This window comes from Amycolatopsis sp. NPDC004378 (assembly GCF_053602455.1).
Map to the genome: position 1 here is coordinate 1067465 of NZ_JBSGDR010000001.1, position 24185 is coordinate 1091649.

The following is a 24185-nucleotide window of genomic DNA, read 5'->3' on the forward strand; positions in this document are numbered from 1 at the left end:
TGATCGCGTGCGGTGCAACCCACTACTCGGCGATGGCGCGGATCTCGACGACACCGCCCTTGGCCCCCGGGTTCGGGGCCTGTCTCATCAGCGCGACGACGTCTTCGAGCGACTCGCCGTTGAGCACCCAGAAGCCGGCGACGAGCTCCTTCGACTCGGCGAACGGCCCGTCGATGACCTTCGGCTCGGCGTGGCCTTCGAAGAGGACGCGCACGCCCTCCGCGCTCGACGTCAGGCCTTCGGCCATCACGATCCGGCCCTCGTCCAGCAGGCGCTCGTTGAACTTCGACATCTCGGCCAGCTCGTCGGCGGCGGGCTGGAACCCGGGCGCCTCGGACTCGGGGCTGGCCTTGACCATCACGAGGAACCGCATCACGCCTCCCCGGCGCTCTTCGCGCGCAGCCGTCCTTCGAGCTCGGCTACCTCGGGCGTCATGTTCTCGAAGTCCGACGCCTCGGCGACGCGGCGGATCTCGACCTCGCCGGCCTGGCCGTCGGGGTTCGGCATCCGCTTGATCCACTCGATGCACTCTTCGCGGTCACGGCACTGCAGGATCCAGAAGCCGCCGACGAGCTCCTTCGTCTCGGCGAACGGGCCGTCGACGACCTTGGGCTCCTCGGTTCCGGAGAACACGACCCGCGCGCCCTGCGAGCTCGGCGTCAGGCCTTCGCCGGCGAGCAGGACGCCGGCCTTGACCAGCTCTTCGTTGAACTTCCCCATCTCGGCGAGCAGCTCGGCGCTCGGGCCCTTCCCGGCCTCGGAGTCCTCGTTCTGCTTGACGATGACCATGAACCGCACAGCGGTCTCCCTTCGTTGTCTGCTGCCTACGCGTCGAACGGCCCGGCCCCGGATCGACAGCGTTCGCCGAAAATCTTTCCGCGCCGAAAACTAGCAGCTCAGGGCCGCCCCGGCGGGGCAAATCGGACAGGGGAGAATCGACGCTCGTGGCGGTACTCCCCGACGACCTCTCCTCCGCGCTCGACGACGAGCTGGCCCGGCACCCGCTGGCGCGGCTCACCCAGTCCGTCGACCGGCTCAGCACGCGCTACCGCCAAGGTGACGCGGCGACTTCGCCGATCCTCGGCTCCGAAGCCGACGTCGCCGCGTACGCGGGCTACCGGATGCCGGCCACCTACGCCGCTGTACACGCTGTGCTCGCCGAAGCGGCTTCACGCGCTCCGGGCTTCGAGCCGCGTACGCAGATCGACGTCGGCGGAGGCACCGGCGCGGCGGTCTGGGCCGCCGCGGCCGTCTGGCCTTCGCTGACTCGGTGCACGGTTCTGGAGCAGGTCGCGGGGGCCATCGGGCTCGGCAAGCGGCTCGCCGCCGGGGCGGCGCTGCCCGCGGTCCGGGACGCGCAGTGGCGGCGCGGGTTCGTCGACCCGGCCGCGCCGCCGCCGGAAGCCGACCTCGTGACGCTGTCGTACGTGCTCGGCGAACTGCCGGAAGCCGGCCGCGACGACGTCGTGCGCTGGCTCGCCGCCGAGGCCGGGGCGGTCGCCCTGATCGAGCCGGGCACTCCGGCGGGCTACGAGCGGATCCGCGCCGCCCGCGCGCGGCTGATCGACCTCGGCCTGCACGTCGTCGCGCCGTGCCCGCACGACGGCGGCTGCCCGATCGTGCCCGGCGAGGACTGGTGCCACTTCGCCGCGCGGCTCCCGCGATCGGGCCTGCACCGGCGGCTGAAGGCGGGCACGCTCGGCTTCGAGGACGAGAAGTTCGCGTACGTCGTCGCGTCCCGATCGGCGCCGGAGCGCCCGGACGCGCGGATCATCCGGCACCCGAAGAAGCACAAGGGCTGGGTCGCGCTCGACCTGTGCACGGCGTCCGACGGGCTGACACCCGGCGTGGCCGTCTCGAAGAAGCAGGGCCCGCGCTACCGCGCCGCCCGGGACGCGGAGTGGGGCGACGGCTGGTCGACCGGCTGACCCCGGGCACCACAGCTAGGGCATGTGCACCGTGCGCAGGAACGGCAGCAGCCGCCACGGGCGGCGGCCGCCCACGCGGACCTTGCCGCTCGTGACCGCGCGAAGCGGCGAGATCCGGCCGAACATCATCGGCACCAGCACGGCCGGGTCGAAGGTCAGCCGGACGTCGGCCGTGCCGTCGGGTTCCTCCACCCGCAGGCCGCCGTGCTGCAGCACCATCACCACCGGGGCGGTGTGCACCGAGCGGAACTCCACGGCGATCCGGCGCGGCGAAGGCGTCGCGTAGTCGAGCAGCCGGCCGACGTCGTTGCGGACCATGCCGACGAAGAACAGCTCCAGGAAGAACGCCTCGTGCACGGGGTCGATCCGCCACGGACGGCCGCTCGCGCGGGCGATGTCCCAGCCGTGGATCTCCAGCTCGTTGACCAGGTGCGCGAGCAGGCCCGCCACCGGGACGCGGCTGCCGCCCAGCCACCAGACCGGCTTTTCCGGGTCGTGGTCGCGGGTCACCTGCAGCACTTCGGCGACGTCGGCGCGCAGCCGTTCGGCCAGCAGGCGCGGGTCGCGCTCGGGGTAGGCGGTCATCGCGATGTCGTTCATCGCCGAGACCGTCTCGATGTTCGCCGACGCCATCGGCTCTTCCAGCTCCGGCAACGGCAGCGGACCGCCGTCGCCCTTGGCCATCGCGGTGTAGACGAGGGCGATCCAGCCGACGTGCGCGGCCGTTTCGGCCACCGACCAGTCGCCGACGGCCTTCGCGTGCGGGTCGGGCGCGCTCTCCACGACGTCCGCGAACCGGTTGCCGGCCTCTTCGAAGGCCGTGCGCACCGCCTGCCACTGCGCCGGGAGGATCGTCATGGTTTTCGACGGTAGCTCCCGGAGTGCCGCGGGCGACTCTTCCGAGGTGCTCAACCGTGGGTAGCAGACACCGCAGCGGTAACCGGCCAGTCGGGGGGCGTGCCGGCCGGTTACCGCCGCACCGAGAAAGAGGGGACCGCGCCCCAGGAATGACGCGCGGGTTCGTGCTTCACCCGATCGAGTGACGAGCAGGCTTTCAGGCCGGGTCGGCGAGGATGCCGTTGACGTAGGAACCCGGGTGGGTCGCCGCGTCCTGGCGGAGGACCGGGAGGTCGGCCGGCCACTTCGCGCTCAGGGCCTTCGTCGAGCCCGGCGGGATCGTGTTCAGCTTCGCCGGCGTCCAGGCCGGTTCGCCCGCCGCCGGCTTGAGCACCGTGATCGTCGCCGAGGCCGTCGTGCCCGCGGTGACTTCGTTGTACTTGACGCCGTTGTCGATGCGCGGCAGGTGGTAGACCGGGCCGAACGTCGCGTCGTCCGGGCCCACCAGGTCGACGCCCGGTACGCCGTACAGGCCGCACGTGTGGTCCGTGGTGTTGCGGAAGGTCAGCGGGATGTCGTACTGGCCGGGCGCGTCCTTCTTCTCGGCCGGCTTGCCCAGCAGGACCTCCAGGTCGGCCGTGGTGCACCGCGGCGTGGCGGTCGACGCCGGGGCCACCCCGCCGCCGGACGCCCCCTGCGCCGCGGCCGGTGCCGGAGCGGGCGAAGACGCGGAAGGCGCCGCCGTCGGCGTCCCGCAAGCCGCCAGCGCGAACGCCCCCGCCGCGGTCCCGATCCCGATCAAGATGCGCTTCATGGTGGTTCCCCTCCGAAAGATCAGTTGCTGACCGGCGTGACCTGGACGGCGTCGCCCTTCAGGGCCGCGTCCGCGGGCCAGGCGACGCTCACCGGCTGGCCGTACGGGCCGGTCGGCAGGTCGAACGTGACGAAGTCCGGCTCGGTCCCCGGCGCCGTGGCGGCGCGCTGCACGATCCGCGACTCGGCCGGGTGGCCGGCGCGCAGGTTCACCGGGACGGACTCGGCGCCGTCCGGCGTCGCCATCACGGGCAGCCGCTGCCCGCCGGCGAGGAAGGCCACCGCCGTCGGCGCGCCTTCGAGCTTGCAGTTCGTCGTCGGCGAAGACGCCGTGTAGGTCAGGACGTAGGCCTCGTGCCCGGCGGCGTTCGACGGGTCCAGCGTGACGCTCTCGGTCACGTCCGAGGCGCCGCACGGTGTGTCGCTCGGCATGGCGTTCGCGGCCCCGGCCGCCGGCACCAGCCCGCCGGCCGCCAGACCCCCGACGATCAGCGCCGCAACCGTTCGCTTCATGGTCGTCCTCCCTCGTTCCGTGATCAACTGGACTCACTGGAGGAGATGCCCGGCGACGCCCCGGGGATGCGCCCCGATGGGGTCGATCACCCGAAAGCAACCTCTTCGAGGCCCGGACGTCAAAACAGATGTCAGCTTCGGCCGAAGCAGACGAACGGCATCAGCGGTTCGGCCTGGGCCGCGTCGGCCAGGGCACGCGCAGGGGGCGTGCCCGCCGCCAGCGCCCGGTGGTAGGCCAGCATCACCCCGCCGGCCGTCCGGTCGTCGACCCGGGCCACGCTCGAGACGACCGTGCGGCTGCCGCCGTAGAGCAACGCCGCCGTGAACCCGAGAACCTCGTCGCCCTCGCGGACCACCGCCTGGCCGACGTCGCACGAAGACAGCACCACCTGCTCGGGCGCCGTCGAAAGCTGCTGGACGTCGTACGCCATCAGCGGCCCGTCGGCCAGGTTGAGCCGGGAGAACAACACGTTCTCCTGCTCGTGGTGGCCGTGCGCGGCGAAGTGCGCCAGGCGGCAGCCGTCGAACGCCTTGAGCGTCGCCGCGACCGTCGCGTCCGGGCCCGTCAGCACCTCGGCGTCCGGGTAGAACGGCGCCAGCGACGCCACCTCGGTCTCCGCGTGGGTCAGGTCCGAGCCCGCGACCAGCAGCGGCGCCCCGGCCGCCCGGCGCGGCCGGCGGCCCGCGTCGAGCCACGCCGACGAAGACGGCGTGACCGTCACCGGCCGGCCCCGCACCGTCGGCAGCAGGCCCCACGGGATCGCCGAAAGCGCGCCCGTCGGCACGAGGACCACGTCGAGGTCGCCCAGCCGGGAGGCCAGCGGCGCCAGCAGGATCCCGTCCAGGGCCGTCACCTGCGTCCGCACCGACCGGCGGATGACCTGGTCGAGCTGCGCCGGCAGCTGACGCCCGCACAACGCGTCGAGGTCGCTGTGCAGCCGCGCGACCGGTTCGGCGACCGCCGACGCCGGGCCGAGCTCGATCAGCGCCACCCGGTGGTCCGCGATCACCTGCGCGCACAACGCGCCGTGGTCGGCGAGGAAGCACACCATCGCGCTGCCGGTCTCGGCGAGCTCGTCGCCCACCTCGCGCAGCTTCGCCTCCGGGTGGTCGCCGTCGGTGCCCTCGGCCTGCCAGCCCTTCGCGCGGATTTCCCGTTCCAGGGCGGCACACCGCTTCACGGCGTGCGTGTCCGGCTTCCCGGACAGCTCGCCCGCGCGGATCTGCATCGAGAGGTACCGCAGCTCGGCGACGGCGTCGACGGTCTCCGGGTGCGCGGGCGGGCGCACCGGCCGGAACCGGAACGCCTGCGCGCGCGAACGGTCGAGCCAGCGGAAGACGACACCGGGCGAACGCTGGGCGAGGGCGGCGGCCAGGCCCGCGTCGGCGAGTTCCTTGCCGAGCGACGTCGTCCCGGTCTGCAGGTCGATGCTGCCGAACCGGCCGCGGTGCCGTTCCAGCTGCGCCAGCCCGGCCCGCGCGTTCGCGAAGGTGCTGCGCCGGTCGCCGGTCGCGGCCCCCAGCTCGGCCAGCGCGAGCCGCCGCACCAGCCGGTTTTCCAGCGGTGCGGCCCGCCGGTCACGCGGGGCGATCCCCGCCCGGGCGCCGTCCGGGTCGCCGAGGGCGATCCGCGCGCGGGCGGCCAGCAGCGCCGCGATCTCCGCGTCGTTGCGCAGGCCCAGCGCGGTGAGCCGGCCGGCCAGCGCGGTCGCCTCCGCCGCGACGCGGGCGATCCGCCGTCCGGCCGCGAAGTCCGCGCGCAGCACGGTCAGCTGCGCGACCGCGGCCCAGGTTTCGTTGCCCCGGCGGCGAAAGCGGCGTTCGGCGCGTCCGGCCCAGCTCCGCGCGGTCGACGGCTCGCCGCTCGCCAACGCGGCCAAGGCGCGGGTCAGCTCGGCTTCGGCGTGCTCCTGGTTCATCCGCAGCCGCGGGAACTGCTCCAACGCCGCGTCCAGTTCGGCGGCGGCCTCCTGCGGCAGCCCGGCCGCGAGCAGCGCCCGCGCCTTGTCGACGGCCAGCACGGGCAGCATCCCGACGCTCTGTTCGGCGTAGAACCCGCTCGCCGCGTCGAAGTCGCGCAGCGCGCCCGGGATGTCGCCGGTGAGCACGCGCGCCTGGCCGCGGCCGTGCGCCGCCTTCGCGAAGATCCGTCCCAGGCCTTCTTCCGACGCCTGCCCGGCGCCGATCTGCTCGCACTGGTCGAGGTCGGCGAGCGCGAGCCGGACGCGCCCGGCGTACTGGTGCAGCATCGCGCGGTTGAGCAGGGTCCGTGCGAGCACGACGTATTCGCCGGCTTGGCGCAGCAACGGGATCGCTTCGTCGAAGCAGCGCAAGGCTTCGTCCATCCGGCCGATCAGGATGAAGACGAGACCCCGTTGCTGGCGCAGGATCCCGCGCCCGGCGTCCGACACGAGCACGTCGGCCTCGTCGAGCAGGGCGAGACCGCGAGTGCTGTTGCCCAGCGCCGTTTCGACGGCCGCGTACGTGCCGAGGACGCGGGTCGCGAGGTCCGGCCAGGCGGGCCAGTCCGGCGGCGGCTGCGCGGCGGGCAGGCCGAGAAGCCTTGCGGCGGAACGGATCAGGCGGCCGCCGACGACGGGCTGGCCGTTGTTGGTCGCCGCGACCGCACGCCGATGCAGGTCGCGCACCCGGTCTTCCGCCCTCGGCGACGCGACCACAGGCTGCCCTTCCGGCCGGGGCCGTCCCCCTCGGCCGAGAAGGACGCCCCGGATCGTACCTCCGGGCCGCGGCGGTCCGGGGGTTTTCGCCGGGTGGACAGAAGTTCACGCGAGGACGCGGCAACCGGGCAGGTCGCGCCAGGTGGTCGGCCGCGGCTCGTCACAGCTCGATCGCCGGCGTGCTCACCGTCCTCGACCGGCCGACCGTGCGGACCAGCACCTGGACCATCCCGTGCGGCACACCGCTCACCGCGAACCGGCCTTCGGCGTCCGACGTGGTCGTCAGCGGGCCGTCCGCCGTGCGCACCTCGATCGGGTGCTCCGCGGGCGGGGTCAGCCAGCCGTCCAGCCGGATCGAACCGCCGGGCTCGGGACTCACGTTCACCATGATCGTCAGGCTTTCGCTGTCGAAGGTGATGAGCCGGCCCTGTTCCGCCGCGCTCCGCGCGACCGGGAGCCCCTCCTGCTCGCGGATCCGCATCACCTCGAGGTCGACGTCCTCCAGCTGGATCGCGAAGCGGATCTGCTCCACCAGCGTTTCGGGCATCGGGTCGGCGTCTTGCCACAGCTCGCGCAATCCGGCCAGCAGCCGGAAGTCGAGCTCGTCCAAGGGCTCGTTCGCGCCGGGTGGTTCGACGGTGGTCACAGCCAATCTCCTTCGCCGTTGGCGAGTAGCTGCTCGCGCAGGCGCGCGAGGCAACGTCCCCTGGTCGGGCCGATACTCCCCCTCGGCATTCCCAGCCGGGCGCCCACTTCGGCGTAGTCCGGCCGGTGCACGAACGCCACGATCCGCAGCAGGCTGCGGCAGCGTTCGGGCAAGGTGTCGACCGCACGCCACAAGCGAGCGCGCTGGTCGTCGCGCAGCACCCCCTCCTCGGGTGCCGGTGACGCTTCGGTCAGCCGCTCCGGAAGCTCCGGCAGCGGCCGTTCGACCTGGCGTTTTTCCCCAGTCCGCCAGGCCTCCCGCTTGGTGACGGTGATCAGCCAGCCGGTCAGTGCGACCGGCGAGCGGATCTCCGCGAACGAGCCGAGCAGTCGCAGCCACGTCGTCTGCACGACGTCGCCCGCCTGGTCGGCGTCCAGACCCTGGTCCCGCGCCACCTGCCAGAGCAGCGGCGTGAGCAGGGAAACCAGTTCGTTCAGCGCCGCGCGGTCGCCCTCCCGCGCGGCGTCGAACAGGGCCGCTACCCGGCTGTGGTCGGTTTTGGCCACGTTCACAGCGAGCCCAGCGCGGTCCAAGCGCGCTTGACGACGGTGTCGCGGTCGACCGTGGCCAGATCTCCGGACTGGGACAGGGCTTTCGCGAGCTCCGCGGCGGCCAGCGGCGCCGCGAACGACGTCCCGTCCCAGACCGCGAAGCCACCCGTGTAGTCGTCCGGGTCGAAGGAGCTGCGGCCGGGCATCTCGTGGTCGGCGGCCGCGGTGCCGCGGACGTCCGACGGGTAGGTGCTGACGACCCCGGCGCCGGTCGCCCAGCAGCGCACCCACGGGCCCTCGTTGGAGAACAGCGCCCGGCTGGCGCCGGCGTCCGGGTTCAGCGCGCCGACGCTGATCACCTGCGGACCGCAGCCGCTGCCGAGCGGCTGGTCGGCGAAGGCGGCCGGGTAGAACCGGCGCGTGGTGGCGTCGTTGCCCGCGGCGGCGACCACGAGCACGCCCAGCCCGAGCAGCTCGGCGACGACCGCGGCGAACTGGCCGGTGAAGGCGACGTCCACCGGGTCCTCGACGTAGTAGCCCAGCGAAAGCGAAACGATGTCGACCATGTCCTGCGGCCGGTTGTTCGCCTGCGCGGTGCGCACGCGGTCGGCGAGCAGGTGCAGCGCCAGCAGCACGTCGGCTTCGTACGCGACGCCGTCGCTGTGCACGACGCGGATCGCGAGCGTGTCGGCTTCGGGCGCGGCCTGCCGGATGATGCCGGCGATGAACAGGCCGTGCCCGGTGTCGGTGTCGACGTCGCCGATCAGCGGCTGCCCGGTCGTCGGCGCGTCCCAGTGGTCGGTGAGCAGCTGGGTCGGCACGGTGCCCGCGGAGGCGAGCTCGGCCTGCAGGACCGCGGCCTGGATGTCGGGTGCGACGGCGAGGCCGGATCCGGCGGGCGGCGGGGCGGTGCGGTCCGCCAGCCCGAACCAGCGGTGCGGGCCGATGCCGGTGTCGAGCACGGCGACGACCGGCCGCCGGTGCGCGGGCTTCTTGCTGCGGAACGGCGGGTCCGCGGCGAGCGTCACCGGGATCCGGTTGGCGCCGTGGGTGCGCCCGTAGGAGCTGCCCGCGCCGAACCCGCTGGTCTCCCACGGCGTGCCGCCGAGGCCGCTGGTCTCCCACGGGACCCCGCCGAACACCGGTGACGTGAAGAGCAGGTGCTCCACGGAGATCGTCGCGACGACGGCCGGGTCGACCTCGGGTTTCTCGCCCGAAGCGGCGGCCCGCAGCAGTTGCAGGGCCTTCCAGCAGTCGACGACGACGGGGTCGGAGTCCTCGCGGACGTGCAGCAGCGCGCGCACCGGCAGGGTGCCGAGCTCCCGGACGCGCTCGAGGCCCTCGCTGTCGCCGCGGTCGGCCGGGGTGGCGAAGACGCCGATGCGGGCCAGCACGCGGTTGATCGCGGCCAGGGTCTCCTGGTCACGCAGGTAGCGGTCGGGGATCAGGAAGGTGCCCGGCCGGTACACGGTCGCGCGCGGGACCGGCTGCCCGGCCGCGACGACCGACGTCGCCGGGTCGAGCACCCGCGCGCCGTGGCGGTCGAGCACCTGCCTGGGCGGGGTCGGGAGCTCGTTGAGCGTGCTCGCGTCCTCGGCCGCCGCTTCCGCGGTCTCGCCCCGTTCGAACTTGACGACCATCGGTCCACCCTCCGCCATTGATCACTGATGGCACCCGGGAAAGACCCGTGGGCCGAGACCGGGATACGACACCGACATCACGAATGCGTAACGACGATGGCAAACGGGTGAAGACGTATCTGACGGCCCCTTCTCACCCACTTGGCCCTCCGGAAGTCACGTATCCAGGCGGGGAGATCAGCATGCTTCTGCTCCGGTCGAGCGCGCGGGAGGCGGACCGGCCCGCACCGGTCCGGGGACCGGGTGGCGCGTTCACCCCGGACCCGGCCACCGGCGGCGGCAGCTTCGCCGTGCCGCTCGACCTGCCGCCCGGACCCGGCGGCATCGCGCCGGCGCTCGCGCTGCGCTGGACCACCGGGGCGCCGAACGGCCCGTTCGGCGGCGGGTTCGCGCTGCCGCTGCCGCACGTCCGCCTCGACGACGGCCGCGCGCGCTCCGGCGCCGAGGGCCGGCTCGCCCGCAGCGGCGACGGGTTCCACCTGACCACCCGGACGGGCGTCCGGCACGTCCTCGGCACGACCGACGGCGGCCGCTCGGGCGGCTCCGCCTGGTACCTCGAACGGACCGAGGACGCGTTCGGCACGACCGCGCAGTTCGGCTGGGCGCACCACAGCGGGCAGGCCTACCTCGCGCGCGTGGCCTACGGGCCGTACGAAGTGGACTTCACCTACGAGCAGCGGCCGGACGTGCTGCGCTGGGGCCGCGGCGGCGCGCTCGTCACGACCGCCCTGCGCTGCGCCCGGATCGACCTGCGGGTGCCGGCGGACGCGCGCCCGCTGGTCCGCCGGTGGTGCCTGGGCTACGACGAGGACGACCGCACCGGTGCGTCGTTGCTGACGTCCGTCGCGCTCACCGGGTTCGACGCGCACGGCGCCGAAGCCGCCGCGCCCGTGCTGCGGCTGGCCTACGCCCGCACCGAACCGCCCGCCCCGCGGCGGGGCCGGCTCACCGCCCGCGTCCGGGCCGGCGGCGGCGACGCGGCCGCACTGGTGCTCGACGACGCCCTGCCGTACTACTCCCTGGAGCCCGGCGACCTCCCGCGCGCCGGCCGGCTGAGCGGGATCGACAACGGGATCGGGCTGCGCACGGCGATCGAGTACGCGACCGTCGAGACGGTCCCGGTCGTCCGGCGGGTGGCGGTCCGGGAAGCCGCCACCGGCCAGGCGGGCGTCACGGAGTTCGAGTACCACGACGGCCGGTTCGGCGACCGCGCGTTCGGCGGGTTCGGCCGGGTCGTGCAGGACGAGCTCGGCGACGAGCACGCGCCCACGCTGCGGACCGTGCGCTGGTTCGGCACCACCGGGTTGCTGCGCAAGGAGGAGACGTACGGCCTTGACGGCTCGCCCGAAGCGGACCGGCCGTACCACCGCGTCGAGCACACCCGGAATCCCCAGTGGACGCGGTCGGTCACGACCGTGTTCGAACGCCGCGAGCGGCCGGTTTCGGTGACCACGAAGGAGACCCGCTTCGACACCGCCGGGAACCCGACCCGCGAAGTGGAGCGGACCGACCGACCGGGCCGCGCCCCGGTCGTCCGCGAGACCCGCACGACGTACGCGACCTCGCCCGAGCGCCGGTTCGCCGCGCTGCCCGCGCGGGTGCGGAAACTGGACGGCGCCGGGAACGTCCTGGCGGACAACGTGTTCCGGTACGACGAGCGGCCCGACGGCACGGCCGGTTCACGCGGCCTGCTCACCGCGCACGAGGAGCTGGTGCTCACCGACGAGCTCGTCGCCGACGTCTACGGCCCGGTCGTGCCGGACTTCCGCCACCACGGCTACCACCGGCGTCCCGGGGAGGACGGCTGGTGGGTGACGACGTTCCACGGCCGGCTCGACACCGTCGCCGGGCTGCGCACCACGACCACCGGGCCGAACGGCCACACCAGCGAGACGCGGTACTCGGCCGACCGCTGCTTCCCCGAGGTCGTGTCGGACCCGCTCGGGAACGTGACGGCGACGCGCTACGACGTCCGCACGGCGCGGGTGTGCGAGGTGACCGACCCATCGGGCGCGGTGACCACCGTGACCCACGATCCGCTGGGGCGCCCGGAAACCGTCGTGCGCCCGGGCGACACGGCGGACCTGCCGACTGTCCGGCACCGCTACGAGCCGGCGCGGGTCACCACCGAGCAGCGGGCGGTGTCCGGCGAGCCGGAGGTGATCGTGACGGCGGAGCTGCGCGACGGCGCCGGGCGGCTGCTGCAGCGCCGGCACGCCGACCTGCTCGGCGAAGTCGTCGACGAGCACCACGAGTACTGCGCGCGCGGCCTGGTGTGCCGGACGAGCCGGGGGTTCCGCGCCGGCGAGCCGCCGGAGTCACCGGAGGAGTTCCGCTACGACGCGCTCGGCCGCCCCCTGGCTTCCGCCCCGGAGTCGTCCGGCTCGCCTGGCGTCGTGCGGGACCTGCTCGGCCGGGAACTGCGGGCCGCGGACGGCGTCGTGCACGCCCGGGACGCCGCCGGGAACCCCGTCGAGACGCGGACCGCGGGCGGGCACACGGTGTACCGCGTGCACGACGCGGCCGACCGGGTGGTCGCGGTGCTGGTCGACGACCCGGGCGGCACCCCGGTCACGACGTTCGCCTACCACGACGGCGGGCTGCCGGTGCCGCCCGAGGCGGGGCCGCACAGCTGCGGCCGGCTGGTGCGCGTCGCCGACGAGTCCGGCGAGACGCTGTTCGGCTACGACGCGCAGGGCCACCCGGCCGAACGACGCTGGCGCCCGGCGCACGTCGCGGTCGAGTACCGCCTGGACGTCACGCGCCGCGCGGACGGCCGGCTGTCCGAAGTGGTCTACCCCGATGCGGGCGACGGGCGGCTGACCGTGCGCCACCAGTACGACGAGGTCGGCCGGCTGGTGAGCGTGCCGGGCTACCTCGACGCCGTCCAGTACGACCTGCGCGGCCGCCGCGTCGCGATGCACTACGCGAACGGCGTCAGCGAAGTCTTCTCCCCTTCGCACATCGTCACGGGTCCCGGTGGGTTGCACGAGGTTTCGCCGCGGGCGCCGGAGGAACCCCCGTCGGGCAGCGAAATCCACGACGCGTTCGGCCGCCTGCGCGGAGTCCACGGCGACGACGGGGTCAACGCGCTGTACGGCTACGACCACACGGGCCGCCGGGTCCGCACGCTGGTCACGGACGGCACGGGCATCCACGAAACCCTGACCCCGGACGAGCTGTACGCCATCGAGGACGGCGAGCTGGTGATCGTGGTGGCGGGCACGGTCCGCCAGTACGCGAACGGCCGGCGCCGGTACCTGCACTTCGACGAGCGGGCAGAGGTCGCCTTGGTGACCGACGAGCACGGCGCCGTCGTGAGCGGGAAACAGGGTTAGAACACTGGTTCCGACTCGCGACGGGTCAGTCGAGCACCGCCAGGTCCAGCCGCTCCAGGCGGGCCGGGTCCGCGAGGATGTCGATCTCCACGATGCGGCCGCCCGCCACCGTGAAGCCCAGTACCGAGAACGGGCGGCCGTCGCGGGTCGCGACCACGCCCGCCGCGCCGTTGACCAGGGCCCGGCGGACCGTGCCGCCGCCCGAGGCGAGGCGGGAGAACGTCAGTGCCTGGTTCGCCACCTCGGCCGCGCCGTGCACCTCGACCAAGCCGCCCAGCGCCACGCCGCGGTCCGAGCGCAGCACGACCTCCGGGTCGAGCACCGAGACCAGCGCGTCGAAGTCGCCGCCGCGGGCCGCCGCCAGGAACGCGTCCACCACTTCACGTTGCCGCGCGAGGTCCGGGTCCGGGGCGACGGGGGCGCCCTGGACGCGCCGCCGGGCTCGGCTCGCCAGCTGCCGGGTAGCCGCCTCCGAACGGCCGACGATCGGCGCGATCTCCTCGAACGGCATCGCGAACATGTCCCGCAGCACGAACGACAGCCGCTCGGCCGGGGTGAGCGTGTCGAGCACGACGAGCAGCGCGAGCCCGACCGAGTCCGCCATCAGCGCCTCGTGCTCGGGGCCGGCGTCCTCACGGCTGATGATCGGGTCGGGCACCAGCGCGTCCCACGGCTCCTCGCGCCGGGCCTTGCGCGTGCGCAGCATGTCGAGGCAGACGCGGCCGACGACCGTCGTCAGCCAGCCGCCGAGGTTCTCGACCGCGGCCGGGTCGCTGCGGCTCAGCCGGAGCCACGACTCCTGCACCGCGTCCTCGGCCTCGCTCAGCGACCCCAGCATGCGGTAGGCGACCGCGCGCAGGTGGGCGCGGTGGGATTCGAAGCTGCGGGCGAGCAGGTCGTCGTGCACGGGTGGTCCTTTCGCGGGCGGTCACCACCTTGACGGATCGCCCAGCGAGAGTGTGACAGATCAGACCACTGTGTGCCGCTCACCGGTATCTTTGCTTGACGTACGATATATGACCACATAATCATCGGATCTCTCCGGACGAGGAGGGTCCATGAAATTTCGACCGCTTGTCTGCCTCGCCGCCGCCTTCGCGCTGGTGGCGAGCCTGGTCAGCCCCGCGACCGCCGAGCTCTACAACCCGCGCCAGGACTGGCTGCGCGCCTCGACGGCCGGGCTGTTCCTGCACTGGGGCATGTTCACCGCGCCGCGCCACACCGACTGCGCCGCCTGGGAGCGCGACGTCACCGACGGCGGCTGGACCCCGGACTACTGGATCGACGAGGCGAAGAAGCTCGGCGCGTCCTACGTCGTCCTCACCACCTTCCACAGCCGGCTGGGCTACGCGCGGCCGTGGCCGTCGAAGATCCCGGGCAGCTGCTCGACGCAGCGCGACTTCCTCGGCGAGCTGATCGCCGCCGGCCGGGCCAAGGGCGTCCGGGTGATGCTCTACATGACCGACGATCCCCAGTGGCACAACGAAAGCGGCCACGAGTCGCTCGACTCGGCCGCCTACTCGGCGTACAAGGGCAAGCCGGTCGACCTGACCACGCGCCAGGGCTTCGGCGAGTTCGGCTACGACCTGTTCGACGAGGTCATGGACCGCTACTCCGACCTCGCGGGCTTCTGGATCGACAACGACAACGAGTACTGGGAACAGCACGGGCTCTACGAGCACATCCGCGAGAAGCGGCCGTCCTGGTTGCTGAGCAACAACAACGAGGACACGCCGATCATGGACACGGTCAGCAACGAGCAGAAGACCGGCATGACACCGTCGTACGACTACCCGCAGGCGATCTACACGCCGATGCCCCGGCTCACCGAGGCCGACTACAAGCTGCCGACCAACGGCGACTGGTGGTACAGCGGCGGCGACCAGGCCGTCGACTTCCGGCTCTCCACCGGCCGCTACATCACGAACGCGGGCTCGTCGATCAAGTCGCTGATGGCCGAAACCGCCATGGTGAACGGGAAGTTCCCGCCGCAGCAGGAGGCGTTCAACACCTTCATGGCTTCCTGGACGCAGCCGATCAAGGCGTCGCTGCAAGGGCTCGAAGGCGGCGGCTACATGTACGGCGGCATGCAGCCGGGTTTCTGGAACGACGGCGCGCACGGCGTGATCACCGTCAAGCCCGGCGCGCGGACGCAGTACGTGCACGTCGTCACGCGGCCGTCGACGAACCTGGTCCGCCTGCGCGACAACGGGTACCGCGTCACCGGGGTGTCCGACGTGCGCACCGGCAAGAGGATGCGGTTCGCCCAGTCGGGCGGCTATCTGTCCATCTTGGACATCAAGGACTGGGACACCTACGACACCGTGTTCCGGGTGGACACCGCCGGGCAGCAGTACTTCTACGACAAGAGCACGATCAAGGCGACCGCGTCGGCGTCGGCGCCCGGGCACCCGGCGTCGAACCTCACCGACGGCAGCTACCTGAACTACTGGGACGCGGGCGGGCAGCAACCGGTGTCCGTGACGCTCGACCTGGGCCGGCCGCGGTCGACGGCCTACCTGGCGGTGCACGAGCGCGAGTCGTCACCGACGGCCGCGCGCGAATCCTTCGGCCGCGCCGAGGATTCCGCGCGGATCAAGGACTACCGCGTCTACGCCAGTGACGACGGGAAGCACTGGGGACAGCCGGTGCGCACGGGTGCCCTGCCGAGTACTCGCGGCGTCCAGTTCGTCGACGTCGGCGACGTGCACGCGCGGTACCTCAAGCTCGAGGTGCTGAACACGTGGTCCGGCCCGCAGGCCAAGCCGTTCTTCCACCAGCTCGCGCTCGACGAGATCGACGTCGCCTACGGTTATCCCGACGCCCGCGGCGAGCTGCCGCTGGAAGCGGAGTCGTGGCGCAACGGCTTCGAAGGCAGGGCGAGGCCGGTCTGGTGTGCGGCGTGCTCGGGCGCGGCCGCGGTCACCGGGCTCGACCGGGGCGCGGTCACCTTCCACGACGTCCAGGCCACCGGCCCGGCCCGCCTGCAGCTGGACACGTCGGGCCCGGGCACGCTCTCGGTGAGCGTCAACGGTGCCGCGCCGATCACCGTCCACGCGCCGGCGGCGATCCCGGCGCCGCTGGTCGCCGGTTCGAACACGATCAAGGTGTCCGGCACCGCGGATCTCGACCGGATCGCGGTGGCGCCCCTGCCACCCGAGTCGTACACGCCGAAGACGACGCTGACCGTGCAACCCGCCGGCGTGCAATGGGTTTCGGCGGGTCAGCAGTCGCTGAAGATCACCGCGTCGCTGCGGCTCGACGTCGACGACCCGGTCGACCAGGTGTCGCTGGCGCCGGTCGTCCCGGCGGGCTGGACGCTCGTCGGTGCCCCGGTGACGGCGTCGAACCTGACGCTCGGTCAAGTCCTGAGTGGATCGTGGACGGTGACGGCCCCGGCCGCCCAGGACACGACCATCCCGGTGACGGCGTCGTTCACGACGCTCGGGCGGGCCAAGTCGGTGAGCAAGCCGGTGCCGGTCAAGCCGCGTCCGGCGGACCGGGTGTTCATGCGCGAGGCGGAGGATTCGGCCAACGACATCGGCGACGCCGGCGTCACGAGCTGCTCGCCGTGCTCGGGCGGGCAGAAGGTGCGCAACATCGGCGGCAGCGCGGGTGCGGCGGTGACCTTCCCGGGCGTGACCGTGCCCGCGGCCGGTCAGTACACCCTGTACCTCGACTTCACCGTCAACGGCGACCGGTCGTACTTCGTGTCGGTGAACGGCGGTGCGCCGGCGGAGGTGAAGGTCAGCGGGGTCGGCAACAACACGCCGTACACCACTTCGGTGCCGGTGACGCTGGCCGCGGGGGCCAACACGATCCGCGTCGGCAACGACCGGGACGGCGCCCCGGACCTGGACCGGATTTCACTGGGTTAGCTCGCGCAGCACCCGGGCCGGGTCGACGTCGACGGCGTCCCCCGTGCCCGGGTGCCCGCTCGGCGCGCTCCACGCGACGGACACCCACAGCTCGGCGTAGTCCCCGCGCTCGACGACGGGCAGCTGCCAGGTGAGCGTGGTCCCGGCCCGTCCGACGGCGTCGTCCCCGAGCAGGCCGGACCAGTACGGCGGCACGTGCTGCCCGGCCCGCGAACAGTGGCGCAGCATTTCGACGCCGGGACCGCCGACGCTGACCACGGCGTCTTCGCCCTCGACCGTGAAGGCGCTTTCCCCGGCGCTCACCGGTTCGGCGGCCCCGGCCAGCTCGGCCTGGACGACGAACTCGCTGAGGTCTTCCCGGGCCAGCACCCGGAAGACGGCCGTCTCGCGCGTGACGACGGGGTAGTCGTCGGGCAGCCGCGGCTCGGTCGCGCCGGACAGCACGTCGAGCCGCACGGACTGGTGCCGCCACCGGCACAGCCGCGCCCCGGAGCCGAGGCCCCAGGTGAACTCCGGTCTCACGGGCACGTCCCAGCCACCGACGCGGACGGCGAACCGCACGTCCCCGAGCGGGGTGACGACGTCGAGCGCCCGGGGCGGCGTCCGCGACAGCACATCGGTGTCCAGCATGCAGACATCCTTACCCCGGCGAGGCAGGCGCGAAAATGACGCGCGCGAACGTCACCCGTCCGTGGAGGATCACCGCATACTGGACGGCCGCGGCGCTCGGGAAACCCGAACGCCGCGGCCGGTGGTGCCTCAGAAGCCGGACGTGCCGTTCGGCGTGCCCAGCCCGGTCGGGCCGTCGTACCCGGCCTTGGCCGTGCAGAGGTAGCTGCCGCCGCAGCTGCCGTTCGAGCCGGAGGTCACGTCGTTCAGCCCGCCCGTGTGGGCGTACGGGTAGGACCCGGACGTCACCGAGTTGCCCGCCAGCGCGTACACGCTCGCGATCACCGGCGACGACAGGCTCGTGCCGCCCACCTGGACCCAGCCGTCCGCGCCCTGGGCGAGGCCCAGCGACAGCAGCACATCGCACCACGACGAACTGCCGCAGCTGTTGTACGTGTCGTAGACGCCGAGCCCGGTGGCCGGGTCCGCGACCGCCGACACGTCCGCGACCGTCCGCTTCGCACACCCGGTGTCGTGCTGCCAGGCCGGCTTGGCTTCGAGCGCCGAACACCCGCTGCCGCTGCCGTTCCACGCCGTTTCGGTCCAGCCGCGCGAGGTGCTCGCCGACTTCTTCAACGTGGTGCCGCCCACCGCCGTCACGTACGGCGAGGACGCCGGCCAGCTGACGCCGTAGCCGGAGTCGCCCGACGACGCCGTCACCGCGATGCCGGGGTGGTTGAGGTGCGCGTCGGCGGCGAGGATCGTCGAATCCTCGGTGCCGCCGTAGCTGTTGGAGATCGCCACCACGCCGGGCGTCGCCGCCGCCGTGTCGACCGCCGTCATCAGCGGGTCGGTGTCCGGGGAGTTGGCTTCCACCAACAGGATCTTGCAGTCCGGACAGGTCGCCGACACCGCGTCGAGGTCGAGGCTGATCTCCTCGGCCCAGCCGTAGTCGGGCGCGGGCAGGGGGCTCGCCGCGCCGTTCTGGTTGACCTTCTTGAAGCAGCCGTTGGCCGTCGTGCACGACGAAAGTCCCCGCGCGGAGCGGAACTTCGCCAGGTCGGCCTCCGCCGTCGGCGCGTCCTGCGCGTCGACGATGGCGACCGTCTTGCCGTTCGAGTGCAAACCGGCGACGTTGTAGGCCGACTGGATCTCCGCCGGTCCGTAGCCGACCGGGGTGGAGGTGACCAGCGGGCCCTTCCCCTTCGGCGAACGGATCGCCTTGCCGAGGCAGTGCAGCTTGCCGGAAGTGGCACAGCCGAAGTTGACGACGCCGCCGCTCTTCAGCGGGGCGGCTTCGGCGGGTGCCGCGGCGGCCACCGAGAGCGGGGCCGCGACGAGGGAGAGGACGACGGCTGACCGGAACAGCCGTTTGACGCGCGAAAGGGCCATGCTACTCCTCGGTAGGGGACCGGGTGTGGCACGGGATCGTCGCATGTCACTCGATCAGGGTCACCCGCTTGATGGATGTTTCTCGGTTCAGTCATTCGCCCACCGCGCGGTAAACCGGACCAAAGGTCACCAAGTCGCTCACCCGGGTGAGTTATTGGTCCAGACAAGTGTTACCGAAACGAGATCGAGTATCCGCTCACCGGGAGCTACTTTGTTGTGACTCGCAACAAATGCTGCTCGTGGATCCCCAACGGCGGAGGTGTCACGGCGTGAACCTGACCTTGAAGCACCGACGACGCGGCTCGAGGCTCGCGCTCGTCGCATCCGCGCTGCTGGTCGCGGCCGGGTTGAGCGCCCCCGCGGCGCTGGCCGCGGACGACTACACCCAGAGCGTCACGCAGCTCAGCTCGACCCAAGTGCAGATCACCTTCACCCCGACGACCCCCGCGGCGTACGTCGACGTCCACTACACCGGCGTGCCGGGCCTGGGCCAGCAGAACGTCCGGATGACCAACGGCTCCGGCACGTGGCGCACCACGGTCGGCGGCCTGAGCACCGGCAACACGCTCGACTACTGGTTCACCTACGAGAAGAGCGGCCCGCAGTACGACACCCCGCACTTCAGCTACACCGTCGGCGGCGGCACGACGACGGTCGCGGCGCCGACGTTCAGCCCGCCCGGCGGCACGTACTCGACCGCCCAGACGGTGACGATCAGCAGCGCCACCTCCGGCGCGACCATCCGGTACACGACCGACGGCTCCACGCCGACGGCGTCCTCGACGCTCTACAGCGGACCGATCAGCGTCCCGACCTCCCGCACGGTCAACGCGATCGCGCTGAAGTCCGGTTCGACCAACTCGGCGGTGTCGAGCGCGACCTACTCGATCGGCACCCAGGCCGGCTGCCCGACGCAGTCCGACACCCCGAACTTCGGGTCCAACGTGCGGATCTTCGACCCGAGCATGTCCGCGGCGACGATCCAGGCGCAGCTGGACACCGACTTCGCCAACCAGAAGGACACGCAGACGGCGCAGTTCGCCGAGCGGCGCGTCGCCCACCTCTTCAAGCCGGGCACCTACAACGTGCACGACAACGTGGGCTTCTACACCTCGGTGGCCGGGCTCGGCCAGAACCCCGGCGGCGTCGTGATCAACGGCGACATCACCGTGGACGCGTTCAACCCGTCCGACAACGGCGTCGCGCTGCAGAACTTCTGGCGCTCGGCCGAAAACATGGCGGTCAACCCCTCCAGCGGCAACGACCGCTGGGCGGTGGCGCAGGCCGCGCCGTTCCGCCGGATGGACATCCGGGGCGGGCTGCAGCTGTACCCGGCGAGCTACGGCTACGCCAGCGGCGGCTACATCGCCGACACCAAGGTGTCCGGCCAGACGGCGTCGATCTCGCAGCAGCAGTGGTACACCCGCGACTCGGCGCTCGGCAGCTGGGACGGCGGTGTCTGGAACATGGTCTTCTCCGGCACGAGCGGCGCGCCGGCGACCACTTTCCCGAGCCCGCCGGAGACCACGCTGGCCACGACGCCGGTCTCGCGCGACGTGCCGTACCTCTACGTCGACGGCTCCGGCAAGTACCGCGTCTTCCTGCCTTCCCTGCGCACCAACGCGTCCGGCCCGAGCTGGGCGAGCGGCAGCACCCCGGGCACGTCGGCGCCGATGAGCCAGTTCTACGTCGTCAAGTCCGGTGACACGGCCGCGTCGATCAACAACGCGCTCGCCGCCGGCTGCGACCTGTTCTTCACGCCGGGCATCTACCACCTCAACCAGACGCTCAACGTGACCAGGGCGAACACGACGATCCTCGGCATCGGCTACCCGACGCTGGTGCCGGACAACGGCGTCAACGCGATGAACGTGTCCGATGTGGACGGCGTGCGGCTCAAGGGCCTGCTCTTCGACGCGGGCACGACGAACTCGCAGGCGCTGCTCACGGTCGGCCAGTCCGGCTCTTCGGCGTCGCACGCTTCGAACCCGACGACGGTCCAGGACGTGTTCTTCCGGATCGGCGGCGAGATCGCCGGAAAGGCGACCAACAGCCTGGTCGTCAACAGCGCCGACACGATCATCGACCACATCTGGGCGTGGCGGGCCGACCACGGCAACGCCGGGACCGTCGGCTGGACCACGAACACGGCTGACACCGGGCTGGTGGTGAACGGCGCGAACGTGACGGCGACCGGCCTGTTCGTCGAGCACTACCAGAAGTACCAGGTGATCTGGAACGGCCAGGGCGGGAAGACGATCTTCTTCCAGAACGAAATGCCCTACGACGTGCCGAACCAGGCGTCGTGGAACGCGCCGTCGGGAGTCGCGGGGTACGCCGCCTACAAGGTCGGCGCGAACGTGACGTCCCACGAAGCGTGGGGTCTCGGGAGCTACTGCTTCTTCGACACGAACCCGGCGGTGTCCAGCTACCACGCGTTCGAAGTGCCGAACACCAGCGGTGTGAAGTTCCACAGCCTGCTGACGGTTTCGCTCAACTACCGCGGCACGATCACCCACGTCATCAACGACACGGGCGGGGTCACGCCTTCGGGCACCGTGCCGGTGAACGTGGTGAACTACCCGTAACCCGGGTGAACGACGGCCCCCGGTACCGGACCCGACCCGGTACCGGGGGCCGTTTCACGCGATGTGCAGGACCGCGTCGGCGCCTCCGAGCAGGTTTTCGTCGAGCGGGAAGTAGCCCTGCTCGGGCCGGGTGTCGGTGCGCTTGCGGCCCGGCGCGACGTCGCTCGCGGCGGTCAGCGACCAGGTCTCGGTGCCGCGCTGCAGCGCGGCTTCGTAGGTGTCCCCCGCCGGCTCGCCGAGGCCGAGGACCTCGCTGTGGCCGAGGCTGCCGACGACGAAGGCGTACCGGTCGCCGAGCAGTGACGCGACGACCGCGCCGGCGCTGACCCATTCGAGCTTCGCGTAGGGCGAGTCCCAAGTGCTCAGCCGGCGCTGCAGGTGGCTGTTGTGCGCGAACACCAGCGTCGGCCCGCGTGGCGCTTCGAGTTCGCGGATCTCCAGGAGGTTCCGGGCCATCAGGGCGTCGCGCGTGCTCGACAGCCGGCTGATCCGCTCGTCCCGGTGGCCGGGCCGGGCGCACTGCGCGTGGTAGCGCAGCAGGCCGAGACCGGCGGTGAGGGTGGTCTTCGCCCGCAACCACCGCGCGCGGGACGTCGCCGCGATCAGGGCCGGGGCCTGGGCGTAGAGCTCGGTGAGCAGGTCGTCCGCCAGCACCCGCAGCCGGTCGGCCTCCGCCGTGCCGCCGGGGGACGCGGCCGGGTCGAGGACCGCCTCCTGACGGCTCCAGCGTTCGTCGTCCTCGGCGAGACCCGCGATGTCGAGGTCGAGGCCCAGGTAGTCGCGGGCGTGCTCGAGGTAGGTCCGCGGGCTGGGGACGGTCATCATCTCCATCGCGGCGTCGAAGCCGTGGAAGGCCAGCGGTTCGGCGGCGTGCTCGTTGTACGCGCGCATCCAGGCGACCAGCCGCCGGTTGGCGTCGAGGGCGCCGAAGGTGTGCGAGAACCCTTCGTCCATCGCAGTACCGAGCGTGCCGGTTCCGGCTCGGACGTATTCGTCCACGACCAGCGCGGCGACGCGGTCGGTCTCCAGCGCGATCGAGCGGAAGCCCTGCTCGGCGAGCTGGGCGAAGAGGTCGTTCCGCAGCAGCGCGAAGGCGGGTTCCTGGTGTGTCGGCTCGCCGAAAGCGAGCAGCTCGGCGGTGAAGTCGCGGATGTCCATGAGCTTCAACCGTATCGTTGAAGACTCGGTTGAGACTTTGCCCGGTAGGCTCCGGCTCGTGCGCCCTGCCGACCTCGCCCGTGAACACGGTATCTCGACGCAGGCGGTCCGCAACTACGAACACGACGGCTTCCTCCCGCCCGCGTCACGCACCGAGAGCGGCTACCGGGTTTACACCGAGATCCACGCGGCCGCACTGCGTGCGTTCCTCGCGCTGGTCACGGCGTACGGCCACGCGACGGCCGGCGGCATCATGACCGCCCTCCACGACGACGACCTCGAGCGCGCGCTGACCCTCGTCGACCGCGGCCACGAACGCCTGCTCCGCGACCGCGAAACCCTCAACACGGTCCGCACGGCGATCGGCCACCTGACCGCGGAACCGGTCCGCGAGGACGGCCCGCAGGGCAGCCGGTCGGTCGGCGAGCTGGCCCACCGCCTGGGCGTCACCGCGGCGACGGTCCGCGCGTGGGAACGCGCGGGCGTCCTGGTGCCGTCACGCAACCCGGCGACCGGCTACCGGGTCTTCACCGCGGCCGACGTCCGCGACGCGGAGCTGACGCACCTGCTCCGCCGTGGCGGCTACCCGCTGGAGCACATCGCCACGGTGGTCGGCCAGGTCCGCGCCGCCGGCGGCACCGCCTCGCTGGCCGGCGCTTTGTCGACGTGGCAACGAAACCTGGCCGCGCGAGGCGTCGCCATGCTCACCGCGGCGGCCCGGCTCGGCGAGTACCTGGCGTCACGGCCGTGACTTCGGGTGCAGCCGGTCGTACTCGAGGGCGGCCGAGTGCTGGGTGCGCACGCGCAGGGTCTTCTCCACGTCCTCGTCCTCGATCTCGTTGAGCCCGAGCTGCACGGCCTGCCGGATCTGCTCGCGGTTGTCGCGCACGACGGCGGAGAAGAAGTCGTCGATCCGCGGGTCGAGGAGCACTTCGAGCAGCACCCGGAACGACGTGTCGACGCACGCGCGCACGATCTCGTCGTGGAACGGCAGCCGCTTGAGCTTGCCGAGCTGCGGGTCCTCGGCGATCTTCTCGGTGATGATCGCGCGCAGCTCTTCCTTGTTGGCGCCGAGCGACTTGGCGAGGTTCTCGGGGTAGTTGCCGGTTTCCAGCACCTTGACGACCTCGTCGAGCACGGCGATGGTCACCGGCTTCTTGATGGCCTTCACGATCGGCTCGGACAGCTTGTCGACGAGCCGGTAGGTGAACTGCTCCCCGACGGCCCGGTCCGCGGCCCGCCCGACCCGGATGAGCAGCAGCACGACCCCGACGAACTTGTGCCCGACGATCCACGGGTGCGCGACGGGGATCATGGCGAACAGCTCGTACCAGTTGCGCACCAGGAACTTCCGGGCCCACCGCCGCTTGCGCCACCGCCACAGGAACTCGAGGAAGAACACCCCGCAGATCCCGCAGTCGACGGAGAAGACGACCAGGGCGGCGTCGCGCGCCGGCGGGCTGATCAGCATGAACCCCAGCAACCCGACGGACCCGGCGGCGAGGATGAGCATGATCCAGTCGTCGGCCCGCACGTTCCCGGGCAGGATCCCGCTGTTGAGCTCCGGCTCGCGGGCGTCGCGATGGGTGGTCATGCCCGATGATGGCACGCACGGC

19 protein-coding genes are annotated in these 24185 nt (G+C 72.2%); 5 read left to right on the forward strand and 14 right to left on the reverse strand.

All coding sequences use genetic code 11. The annotated features are described in order from the left end of the window. Nucleotides 1–22: 22 nt before the first annotated feature. Together ACWEN0_RS05275 and ACWEN0_RS05280 are read right to left on the reverse strand one after the other, a co-directional pair. Nucleotides 23–373 carry a YciI family protein gene (locus tag ACWEN0_RS05275; protein ID WP_451969116.1) on the reverse strand — a complete coding sequence of 117 codons (351 nt, stop codon included), beginning with the start codon at nt 371–373 and terminating at the stop codon, nt 23–25. Beyond that, nucleotides 373–798, reverse strand: a complete 426-nt coding sequence (locus tag ACWEN0_RS05280) for a YciI family protein (RefSeq protein WP_451969118.1) — start codon at nt 796–798, stop codon at nt 373–375. The genes ACWEN0_RS05275 and ACWEN0_RS05280 overlap by 1 nt, the downstream gene beginning before the upstream one ends. 146 nt (nt 799–944) lie before the next feature. Between ACWEN0_RS05280 and ACWEN0_RS05285 the strand changes: the two genes are divergently transcribed. Continuing rightward, the gene (locus tag ACWEN0_RS05285; RefSeq protein ID WP_451969120.1) at nt 945–1928 is read left to right on the forward strand and encodes a small ribosomal subunit Rsm22 family protein; all 984 of its coding nucleotides are present in this window, start codon (nt 945–947) and stop codon (nt 1926–1928) included. A gap of 15 nt (nt 1929–1943) precedes the next feature. On the opposite strand, the gene ACWEN0_RS05290 is transcribed toward ACWEN0_RS05285, so the two are convergent. The 7 genes from ACWEN0_RS05290 to ACWEN0_RS05320 all read right to left on the reverse strand — a co-directional run bounded on the left by ACWEN0_RS05290 (nt 1944) and on the right by ACWEN0_RS05320 (nt 9606). Continuing rightward, the gene (locus tag ACWEN0_RS05290) at nt 1944–2786 is read right to left on the reverse strand and encodes a maleylpyruvate isomerase N-terminal domain-containing protein (RefSeq protein ID WP_451969122.1); all 843 of its coding nucleotides are present in this window, start codon (nt 2784–2786) and stop codon (nt 1944–1946) included. 196 nt (nt 2787–2982) lie between these two features. After that, nucleotides 2983–3579: a DUF4232 domain-containing protein gene (locus tag ACWEN0_RS05295; protein ID WP_451969124.1), complete on the reverse strand. Its 597-nt coding sequence runs from the start codon at nt 3577–3579 to the stop codon at nt 2983–2985. Between the two features lie 20 nt (nt 3580–3599). Beyond that, complete coding sequence (locus ACWEN0_RS05300) at nt 3600–4091, reverse strand: DUF4232 domain-containing protein (RefSeq protein WP_451969126.1); 492 nt, start codon at nt 4089–4091, stop codon at nt 3600–3602. A gap of 131 nt (nt 4092–4222) precedes the next feature. After that, on the reverse strand, nt 4223–6739 hold the full coding sequence (locus ACWEN0_RS05305) for a CHAT domain-containing protein (protein ID WP_451969128.1): 2517 nt from the start codon (nt 6737–6739) through the stop codon (nt 4223–4225). Nucleotides 6740–6929: 190 nt separating this feature from the next. After that, nucleotides 6930–7415, reverse strand: coding sequence for a hypothetical protein (locus tag ACWEN0_RS05310; RefSeq protein ID WP_451969130.1), 486 nt, complete (start codon nt 7413–7415; stop codon nt 6930–6932). Then, the gene (locus ACWEN0_RS05315; protein ID WP_451969132.1) at nt 7412–7987 is read right to left on the reverse strand and encodes an RNA polymerase sigma factor; all 576 of its coding nucleotides are present in this window, start codon (nt 7985–7987) and stop codon (nt 7412–7414) included. Before ACWEN0_RS05315 ends, ACWEN0_RS05310 begins: the two co-directional genes overlap by 4 nt. Continuing rightward, nucleotides 7984–9606 (reverse strand): S8 family serine peptidase, encoded by a 1623-nt coding sequence (locus tag ACWEN0_RS05320; protein ID WP_451969134.1) that lies wholly within the window; start codon nt 9604–9606, stop codon nt 7984–7986. Before ACWEN0_RS05320 ends, ACWEN0_RS05315 begins: the two co-directional genes overlap by 4 nt. A 182-nt stretch (nt 9607–9788) precedes the next feature. On the opposite strand from ACWEN0_RS05320, the gene ACWEN0_RS05325 reads away from it, so the two are divergent. Then, nucleotides 9789–12944, forward strand: a complete 3156-nt coding sequence (locus ACWEN0_RS05325; protein ID WP_451969136.1) for an RHS repeat domain-containing protein — start codon at nt 9789–9791, stop codon at nt 12942–12944. 25 nt (nt 12945–12969) lie between these two features. On the opposite strand, the gene ACWEN0_RS05330 is transcribed toward ACWEN0_RS05325, so the two are convergent. Then, a complete protein-coding gene (locus ACWEN0_RS05330; protein WP_451969138.1) occupies nt 12970–13851 on the reverse strand; it encodes a sigma-70 family RNA polymerase sigma factor in 882 nt (293 codons plus the stop codon). Between the two features lie 151 nt (nt 13852–14002). Here ACWEN0_RS05330 and ACWEN0_RS05335 point away from each other — a divergent pair, with 151 nt between their 5' ends. Next, complete coding sequence (locus tag ACWEN0_RS05335; RefSeq protein ID WP_451969140.1) at nt 14003–16822, forward strand: alpha-L-fucosidase; 2820 nt, start codon at nt 14003–14005, stop codon at nt 16820–16822. Here ACWEN0_RS05335 and ACWEN0_RS05340 read toward each other — a convergent pair. Beyond that, entirely contained in the window at nt 16811–17452 is a 642-nt protein-coding gene (locus tag ACWEN0_RS05340; protein ID WP_451969142.1) for a hypothetical protein, read from the reverse strand. The two genes, ACWEN0_RS05335 and ACWEN0_RS05340, sit on opposite strands and share 12 nt — an antisense overlap. Before the next feature lie 129 nt (nt 17453–17581). After that, nucleotides 17582–18823, reverse strand: a complete 1242-nt coding sequence (locus ACWEN0_RS05345) for a S53 family peptidase (RefSeq protein ID WP_451969144.1) — start codon at nt 18821–18823, stop codon at nt 17582–17584. A gap of 269 nt (nt 18824–19092) precedes the next feature. Here ACWEN0_RS05345 and ACWEN0_RS05350 point away from each other — a divergent pair, with 269 nt between their 5' ends. After that, nucleotides 19093–21411 carry a chitobiase/beta-hexosaminidase C-terminal domain-containing protein gene (locus tag ACWEN0_RS05350; protein WP_451969146.1) on the forward strand — a complete coding sequence of 773 codons (2319 nt, stop codon included), beginning with the start codon at nt 19093–19095 and terminating at the stop codon, nt 21409–21411. A gap of 54 nt (nt 21412–21465) precedes the next feature. Here the strand turns inward: ACWEN0_RS05350 and ACWEN0_RS05355 are convergent, their stop codons facing one another. Then, entirely contained in the window at nt 21466–22569 is a 1104-nt protein-coding gene (locus tag ACWEN0_RS05355) for an erythromycin esterase family protein (RefSeq protein ID WP_451969148.1), read from the reverse strand. A 58-nt stretch (nt 22570–22627) separates the two neighbouring features. On the opposite strand from ACWEN0_RS05355, the gene ACWEN0_RS05360 reads away from it, so the two are divergent. After that, the gene (locus ACWEN0_RS05360; protein WP_451969150.1) at nt 22628–23320 is read left to right on the forward strand and encodes a TioE family transcriptional regulator; all 693 of its coding nucleotides are present in this window, start codon (nt 22628–22630) and stop codon (nt 23318–23320) included. On the opposite strand, the gene ACWEN0_RS05365 is transcribed toward ACWEN0_RS05360, so the two are convergent. Continuing rightward, complete coding sequence (locus ACWEN0_RS05365) at nt 23309–24163, reverse strand: ion transporter (RefSeq protein WP_451969152.1); 855 nt, start codon at nt 24161–24163, stop codon at nt 23309–23311. The genes ACWEN0_RS05360 and ACWEN0_RS05365 overlap by 12 nt on opposite strands. Nucleotides 24164–24185 lie beyond the last annotated feature (22 nt).